The 7009-nt window shown below is 67.7% G+C and carries 9 protein-coding genes and 1 tRNA gene; 4 read left to right on the top strand and 6 right to left on the bottom strand.

The features are described 5' to 3' along the window. The coding region (locus Q8R27_RS14505) for a Mur ligase domain-containing protein (protein WP_371134697.1) at window positions 1–143 on the bottom strand (143 nt) is incomplete at its 3' end. Between the two features lie 40 nt (window positions 144–183). Beyond that, window positions 184–1686 carry a glycerol kinase GlpK gene (gene glpK / locus Q8R27_RS12460; protein ID WP_305699323.1) on the bottom strand — a complete coding sequence of 501 codons (1503 nt, stop codon included), beginning with the start codon at window positions 1684–1686 and terminating at the stop codon, window positions 184–186. Window positions 1687–1892: 206 nt separating this feature from the next. Here glpK and Q8R27_RS12455 point away from each other — a divergent pair. Further along, window positions 1893–1968: transfer RNA gene (locus tag Q8R27_RS12455), tRNA-Asn, on the top strand. A 52-nt stretch (window positions 1969–2020) separates the two neighbouring features. On the opposite strand, the gene Q8R27_RS12450 is transcribed toward Q8R27_RS12455, so the two are convergent. Both Q8R27_RS12450 and Q8R27_RS12445 read right to left on the bottom strand, forming a co-directional pair. Beyond that, the gene (locus Q8R27_RS12450) at window positions 2021–2455 is read right to left on the bottom strand and encodes a DUF3995 domain-containing protein (protein ID WP_305699322.1); all 435 of its coding nucleotides are present in this window, start codon (window positions 2453–2455) and stop codon (window positions 2021–2023) included. 11 nt (window positions 2456–2466) lie between these two features. Beyond that, window positions 2467–3513 carry a hypothetical protein gene (locus Q8R27_RS12445; protein WP_305699321.1) on the bottom strand — a complete coding sequence of 349 codons (1047 nt, stop codon included), beginning with the start codon at window positions 3511–3513 and terminating at the stop codon, window positions 2467–2469. A 178-nt stretch (window positions 3514–3691) separates the two neighbouring features. Here Q8R27_RS12445 and Q8R27_RS12440 point away from each other — a divergent pair, with 178 nt between their 5' ends. Both Q8R27_RS12440 and Q8R27_RS12435 read left to right on the top strand, forming a co-directional pair. Next, a complete protein-coding gene (locus Q8R27_RS12440) occupies window positions 3692–4138 on the top strand; it encodes a phasin family protein (RefSeq protein WP_305699320.1) in 447 nt (148 codons plus the stop codon). Window positions 4139–4185: 47 nt separating this feature from the next. Beyond that, window positions 4186–4359, top strand: coding sequence for a hypothetical protein (locus Q8R27_RS12435; RefSeq protein ID WP_305699319.1), 174 nt, complete (start codon window positions 4186–4188; stop codon window positions 4357–4359). 59 nt (window positions 4360–4418) lie between these two features. Here the strand turns inward: Q8R27_RS12435 and Q8R27_RS12430 are convergent, their stop codons facing one another. Both Q8R27_RS12430 and Q8R27_RS12425 read right to left on the bottom strand, forming a co-directional pair. Beyond that, the gene (locus Q8R27_RS12430; protein ID WP_305699318.1) at window positions 4419–5246 is read right to left on the bottom strand and encodes an aldo/keto reductase; all 828 of its coding nucleotides are present in this window, start codon (window positions 5244–5246) and stop codon (window positions 4419–4421) included. A 22-nt stretch (window positions 5247–5268) separates the two neighbouring features. Further along, entirely contained in the window at window positions 5269–5709 is a 441-nt protein-coding gene (locus tag Q8R27_RS12425; protein ID WP_305699317.1) for a VOC family protein, read from the bottom strand. A 222-nt stretch (window positions 5710–5931) separates the two neighbouring features. Between Q8R27_RS12425 and Q8R27_RS12420 the strand changes: the two genes are divergently transcribed. Beyond that, window positions 5932–7008 (top strand): efflux RND transporter periplasmic adaptor subunit, encoded by a 1077-nt coding sequence (locus tag Q8R27_RS12420; RefSeq protein WP_305699316.1) that lies wholly within the window; start codon window positions 5932–5934, stop codon window positions 7006–7008. The last annotated feature ends 1 nt before the right edge of the window (window position 7009 follow it).

Raw genomic sequence — 7009 nt, 5'->3', positions numbered from 1 at the left:
GGAAAGCCCAGGCCGGCGACATAGGTCGACATCGGCGGGAAGACGTCCTCGTCCGACCCGGAAACCTGATGGCCGGCGTCGCGCATCATCAGCGCAGCCGCGCTCATGCCCGCCCCGGCGACCCCGGTGAAATGGATGCGCACAACGGCTCCGATTCGACTGGGCTAACAATCCTCCCGCTGACTAACCTTGCGCGTCGTCGGCGTCGACCCAGTCAAGAGAGCGGTCCACCGCCTTGCGCCATTTGCGATAGCCGCGCTCGCGGACCTCCGCCGACGCTTGCGGCGCCCACTCCGCGTCATGCCGCCACTGGGCGCGAAGGGTCTCCAGGTCCGGCCAGACGCCGACCGCCAGACCCGCAGCATAGGCGGCCCCAAGACAGGTGGTCTCGGCGACCGCGGCGCGGATCACCGGCGCGCCCAGGGCGTCGGCCTGGATCTGCATCAGCAGGGCGTTGCGGGTCATGCCCCCGTCGACCCGCAGGGACGCCAGCGGTGTCCCGGTGTCCGAAGCCATGGCGTCGGCGACCTCTCGGGTCTGCCACGCCGCCGCTTCCAGCACCGCGCGGGCGATGTGCGCCTTCGTGATGTAGCCGGTCAGGCCGGTGATCACGCCACGCGCGTCGCTGCGCCAGTGCGGCGCGAACAGCCCCGCGAAGGCCGGGACGAAATAGCACCCGCCGTTGTCCGCGACACTGGCGGCCAGCGCCTCGATGTCGGCGGAACTCTCGATCAGGCCGAGATTGTCGCGCACCCATTGGACCAGCGCGCCGGTCACCGCCACCGAACCCTCAAGCGCATAGGCCGCCGGCTGGTCGCCGATCCGGTAGGCCGCCGTGGTCAGCAGGCCGTGGCTGGAGAACACCGGCTCGGTGCCGGTGTTCACCAGCAGGAAGTTGCCGGTGCCGTAGGTGCACTTGCCCTCTCCCGCCGCGAAGCAGGTCTGGCCGAACAGCGCCGCTTGCTGGTCGCCCAGGGCGGCCGCCACCGGCACCCCGGCCAGGCCATCGCGGGCCTCGCCATAGACCTCGGACGAGGCGCGGATCTCGGGCAACAGGCTGCGTGGCACGCCCAGGCCGTCCAGTAGGGCCTCGTCCCAATCCAGCGTCCGCAGGTTCATCAGCATGGTGCGGCTGGCGTTGGTCACATCGGTGACGTGCCGCCCGGTGAGGTTCCAGATCAGCCAGGTGTCCATGGTGCCGAACATCAGCTCGCCCGCCTCGGCGCGGGCCTGGGCGCCCGCCACATTGTCCAGCAGCCAGCGGATCTTCGGGCCCGAGAAGTAGGTCGCCAGCGGGAGGCCGCAGATGTCGCGGAACCTGTCGGGGCCCGCCTCCCCGCCGATCTCACGGACCAATCGGTCGGTGCGGGTGTCCTGCCAGACGATGGCGTTGTGGATCGGCTTGCCGGTATCGCGCTCCCAGATGACTGTAGTCTCGCGCTGGTTGGTGATGCCCACCGCGGCCAGATCCGCCGCGGCGATGCCCGCCGCCTCCAGCGCCTCGCGCACCACCTGCTGCACATTGTCCCAGATCTGCACCGCGTCGTGCTCCACCCAACCGGGCCTCGGGAAGATCTGGCGGTGTTCCTTCTGCGCCATGGCGACGATGGCGCCCGCCTTGTCGAAGACGATGCAACGCGACGAGGTGGTCCCCTGGTCGATGGCGGCGACGTAGGCGGTGCTCATAGGAAGGACTGCGAAGCGGTTGGCGTCATTTACAATTCCTTAACCATGAGAGCCGAGTCTCACAGCGTCTTCCTTGAAGACACCCACCATCACCGACTTTTTAAGCCCGGCGCACGCGTCGGGCTTTTTTTTGAGACAGTAGGGTTGGCCCGGCGCTTGCTTCCATGGAATGGCCAGCGTATACGGCCGGCCCGCTACGGTGCTGTTCCTCGGTAGCTCAGTTGGTAGAGCAGTCGGCTGTTAACCGACTTGTCGCAGGTTCGAGTCCTGCCCGAGGAGCCAGCAGCGCCCGATTAGGCGGTGTTTTTGCAGCCCGTCGCAGAGGTCGAGCCGATCAGAGCGAACTGCGCTCGATCCACATCAGGCTGGCGACACCGATCCCTAGCACCAGGCAAAGCGGCGAATAGAATAATGTGTCGAGCCGCGCGAAGCGGCTGCCGTTCGGCCGTTTGAAGAAGCCGACGAGCTTGAAGTCGCCGATGGCGCGCGCCAACAGCACCAGCGCCAGTCCGATGGCGGCGAACGCCAGTATCCAGTGCGGAACCGGCGTCGGCAGGACGCCCGCCAACGCCCCGAGCAATGCCGCGGCGCCCATCAGCGCGACCGCCACCAGCAACGTGCCAGCCCGCGATGGCCGGAATGTCGCCACCCCATCCACCTGTGGAACGGCTGCGGCCTTTCCGTGCTGACCGCCCATCGCCCAATAGACGTGCGTCAACGAGAGCACAGCGAAGACGCTCGCGAGCAACACCCCCAGAACCACGCCCATCGACGCCTCCTTCAGCGCAGCTTCAGCGCCAGGATCACCAGCAGCGCGGACACCCCGAGATGCACGAGCATGAAGCGCACGAGCACCTGACTGTTCGACCAGCCCAGTTCCTTGCGGCAATGGTCGTGGAGCGGGAATCTGACGCCGCCCAGCACTTTCAGGCCCAGGAAGCGCATCAGCGCGACCTTCACCAGGCCCGTAGCGCCATTCAGCAGCAGCATCGAGGCCACCAACGCCAGGAACAGCGGATTGTTTGTGGCGACCACCAGCATGCCGATCATCAACCCGATCGGCCGGGAGCCTGCGTCGCCCATCAGCACTTGGCTGGGCGGTGCGTTGTACCAGAGGTAGCCCGCGAGGCAGCCGACCATCAGGAACGCCATGATCGCCCAATTGGCGCCTTCACGGACGAACGGGATGTGCAGGTGACGGACGACCTGCTCATTGCCGAGGACCGCGTACAGCAGGCCTCCGAGCAGCATCATGGCGGTTGCGCTCAGGCTTCCCGACACCCCGTCGACCCCGTCGGAGCAATTGGTGGCGTTGATCGCCAACCAGATCACGCCGGTCGCGATAAGTGTGGCGAGCCAGGGTGCAAGCACGACCGCATCCCTCCAACCCGGCAGCCAGATTGCGGTCGGCTTCAGGCCGTAGACCACCATCGCCGCGCCAAGCGCGATGACCAGATCCATGACCGCCAACTGATACTCGGTGAACCCGCCGCGGCGATCGTCCAGGTAACCGACGACCATGGCCGCGAGGATGAAGGGCAGCGTCAGCAGCGGTCGCGCCGTCAGCGGAACGAACAGCGCAGCAGCGATGCAGAAGATGGTTACGAAGATCAGGCCGGCGCTTATCGGCTTGCCGACGCTCTTGTCGGCGTCGACCGCGAAGGCGCGTCCCCGGTCCATGGGCAAACGGGCCCAGAGCTTCGGCAGTGCGACCCAGGTGGCGAGCGCGGACACCGCGAAGCCCGTGGCCGCAAGAAAGAAGAACGAGTCGAACAGGCGAAGCGGCCCCCAGGCGTGGCCGGCCACCTCGTAGATCCAATTCAGCATGCGATTCGACCCCGACTCGGCGACCGATCATCGGTTCCCCAGGCGCGCGTGTCGATCAACCCGTTGCTGGCCGGTCAGTGTCCGAGGCTACACACCCCAGCGGTATTCTTCTTGGTGGCGGAACCGCGCCCGACCCATCCCGCTTCCAATCGTGACGCGTACAGCCAGCGAGGAACAGATGAGCGATCCCCTAGGACAGTCCCCGCTCGGCGGTGGCCCGGAGGTGTTGAAGGACGTGCTTCAGCGATCGCAATCGGCGATGCAGGAGCTGAATGTCGCCACCCGCCACAGCCTCGAGGCCATGGCCGTCAGCGTCCAGACCGCGCAGCGTGGGGCGGAAGCCGTGCGCGCGCAGACGCTGTCTTACTGCCAACAGGTGGCGCAGGACGCGAGCGCCGCGGCCCACGCGATCGCTTCGGCCAAGACCCCCATCGAGGCGTTCCAAGTGCAGGCCGACTACAGCCGCAAATGGTTCGAAGGTTACATGACCGCGCTGCGAGGCATCTCGGAGGCGATGGGCTCGTCGGTGCAGGCGACATTGCAGGCGACGCAGAACGCCATGCCTTCAGCGACCAAGCCCCTGGGCGACCGGCCCGCGCATGCAGAAGGCGGTGTAGAGTCCTGACGCGCGCGCCGTCCCGAAATCTCATGACCATAGGAGTTCAACGGGTGATGACCGCCAAGGACTATCGCGCGCGCGCCGACGAAGCGCTGGAGATGGCCGATGTCGCGTTCAGCTATGACCTGATCCTGACCTACGAACGCCTTGCCCGCGATTGGATGAGGCTGGCGACAGCCTGCACCATCGGGCGCGACGACCGCTCAAGGCCCGCCGACCCGCGGTAGCGCCGCGCCGAAGCCCCACAGCGCGAGCGCGTCCGCGTCGATCGTGCGCCGTAGCCTACTCAGCCGAACGCGGCAGGGTCCGGGCCGATGCGGCCATTGGCGTCGTCCAGGGCGCTGATCGCGGCGATGTCCTGGGCGTCGAGCTTGAAGTCGAACACCTGGAAGTTCTCGACGATGCGCGACGGCGTGACGCTCTTGGGGATCACCATCAGGCCTAGGTCCAGGTGCCAGCGGATCACCACCTGAGCAGGCGTGCGTCCGTGCTTGGCGGCGATGGCGACCAGGGCCGGATCTGCCAGCAACACGCCCTGACCCAGCGGGCTCCAGCTCTCGGTGATGATCCCCAGGGCGGCATCCAGGTCGCGCATGGCCTGCTGCTGCCAGCGCGGATGCAGCTCGATCTGGTTGATCGCCGGCGTCACCCCGGTCTCGTCGATGATCCGCTTCAGGTGCTCGGCTTTGAAGTTCGACACGCCGATGGAGCGGGCGCGGCCCTCCTCCTTCAGGCGGATCAGCGCGCGCCAGCTGTCGACGTACAGCTCGCGCGACGGGCACGGCCAGTGGATCAGGTAGAGGTCGACGTAATCGAGGCCCAACCGCCCCAGGCTGTCGTCGAACGCCTTCAGCGCGCTGTCGAACCCCTGTTGTTCGTTCCACAGCTTGGTGGTGACCGCCACGTCGGCGCGCGCCACGCTGGCGGCGCGAAGTCCCTCGCCGACGCCCTTTTCGTTGCGGTAGATCGCAGCGGTGTCGACCGACCGGTAACCGGTGTCGAGGGCGGCCTTCACGGCCTGCGCCGTCTCGTCGGCTGGGGTTTGCCAGACCCCGAGGCCCAGTTGCGGCATTTCGCGCCCGTCGTTGAGACGCAGGCTCGGTTGTACGCTCATGATCACTTCCTGTTTCGTGTGTTCACCAGACCCCGACGTTCGGGGCCGACATCCAGGGCTCGGCTGGCGCTAACGCCGCGCCGGCCTGGAGCAATTCGATTGAAACGCCGTCCGGCGAGCGGACGAACGCCATGCGACCATCGCGCGGCGGGCGCGAGATCGTAACGCCGCCAGCCTGCAGCCGAGCGCAGGCGGCGTAGATGTCGTCGACCTCATAGGCCAGGTGGCCGAAGTTCCGGCCTCCCGTGTAGTCTTCGGGATCCCAGTTGTAGGTCAGCTCCACCAGGGGCGCACGGCCGGCCCGCGCGGCCTCGACGTCGTTCGGGGCGGCGAGGAACACCAGGGTGAAGCGGCCGTTCGGGTTTTCCGAGCGCGACACCTCCTCCAGGCCCAGCTTCGCGCAGTAGAAGTCGAGCGAGGCCGGCAGGTCGCGCACGCGCACCATGGTGTGCAGATACTTCATGGGCAGCCTCCCGCTTGTGCAGTCCATCTCGTCGGACGGCGTCGTCGCCCCGCTGTTCCGGGATGCTTAACGACCTTCGGCGCACTATGCCCGCGCGCCAGCCCGAGGGGGAATTTTCATTTCAGATTCACGTAACGGTGGCATCAAAAGATCGGTCTCCGCAAGCGGCGGCCGGGGCGCGGTCGGCCGCATGAAAGCGGGTCGTTCGCACGGGAAAGTCGGATGCGCGTAAAATCCTCTTACCTGTTCGTCGCGGTGGTCGCCGCGGCGGTGGCGCTCTACTTCATCGTGGGGTCGTTGCTGCACGCCGGCAAACCCTCTGGCGAGGCCCAGGCCAAGGCGGCGGCGAGGCCCGTCGACGCCATACCGACAGTCCAGGTCCAACTCGCCGAACCCGCGGCGCGCGAACAACTGATCCTGTTGCGGGGCCGTACGGAGGCCGCGCGCAATGTGACGGTGCGCGCAGAGACCGCCGGCGTGGTCGCCCGCACGCCCGCCGTCGAAGGCTCCCAGGTCGGCAAGGGCGCGCTGCTCTGCCAGCTCGCTGTCGACGCGCGCCAGGCCGCCGTCGACCAGGCCCGCGCCGCGCTGAGGTCCAAGCGCCTGCAGCAGCAGGCCTCTGCCGAACTCGCCCGCAAGGGCTACCGCTCCCAGACCCAGGTCCTGCAGAGCCAGGCCGAACTCGATGCCGCCCAGGCTGTCGCCCGGCAGGCGGAGATCGCGCTGGAGCAGGTCAACATCCGCGCTCCGTTCGCCGGCGTATTCGACCGCCGCGAGGCCGAGATCGGCAGCTATCTCGCGCCCGGCCAGCCCTGCGGCACGGTGATCGAGCTCGACCCCATACTCATCGTCGGCGATGTGCCCGAGACCCAGGCCTCGCAGCTCCGCGTCGGCTCCGGCGCGCGCGCCGCTTTGGTTTCCGGCGGTACGTTGGACGGCACGGTGCGCTACGTGGCGCGCGACGCCGACCCGCAGACCCGCACCTATCGCGTCGAGATCACCGCCCGCAATCCCAGCCTGCTGGCCCGCTCGGGCCTGTCGGCGGACGTCAGGATCAACGCCGGGATGGGCGCCGCCCATCTGATCCCGCTATCCTCGCTCGTGCTGGATTCCGCCGGTCGCCAGGGCGTGCGTTTCGTTCAGGCGGACGGGCGCGTCGCCTTCGGCGCGGTGACCGTGCTGGAAGAAACACCCCAGGGCGTCTGGGTGTCCGGTCTGCAAGGAGCGGTTCGGGTGATCACGGTCGGCCAATCCTATGTGGCGGAGGGCCAGAAGGTCCGCCTGGCGGCGGCCCACTGAT

The sequence above is a fragment of the Phenylobacterium sp. genome (assembly GCF_030697305.1).
In the GTDB taxonomy this organism is placed as follows: domain Bacteria; phylum Pseudomonadota; class Alphaproteobacteria; order Caulobacterales; family Caulobacteraceae; genus Phenylobacterium.
Note: the sequence above shows the minus strand (reverse complement) of the source record. Positions and strands in the feature narration are given on the sequence as shown.

Coding starts and splice junctions, on each gene's coding strand:
- glpK (WP_305699323.1), bottom strand. CDS start 1,686: ATGAGCACCGCCTACGTCGCCGCCATCGACCAGGGGACCACCTCGTCG.
- Q8R27_RS12450 (WP_305699322.1), bottom strand. CDS start 2,455: ATGGGCGTGGTTCTGGGGGTGTTGCTCGCGAGCGTCTTCGCTGTGCTC.
- Q8R27_RS12445 (WP_305699321.1), bottom strand. CDS start 3,513: ATGCTGAATTGGATCTACGAGGTGGCCGGCCACGCCTGGGGGCCGCTT.
- Q8R27_RS12440 (WP_305699320.1), top strand. CDS start 3,692: ATGAGCGATCCCCTAGGACAGTCCCCGCTCGGCGGTGGCCCGGAGGTG.
- Q8R27_RS12435 (WP_305699319.1), top strand. CDS start 4,186: ATGACCGCCAAGGACTATCGCGCGCGCGCCGACGAAGCGCTGGAGATG.
- Q8R27_RS12430 (WP_305699318.1), bottom strand. CDS start 5,246: ATGAGCGTACAACCGAGCCTGCGTCTCAACGACGGGCGCGAAATGCCG.
- Q8R27_RS12425 (WP_305699317.1), bottom strand. CDS start 5,709: ATGAAGTATCTGCACACCATGGTGCGCGTGCGCGACCTGCCGGCCTCG.
- Q8R27_RS12420 (WP_305699316.1), top strand. CDS start 5,932: ATGCGCGTAAAATCCTCTTACCTGTTCGTCGCGGTGGTCGCCGCGGCG.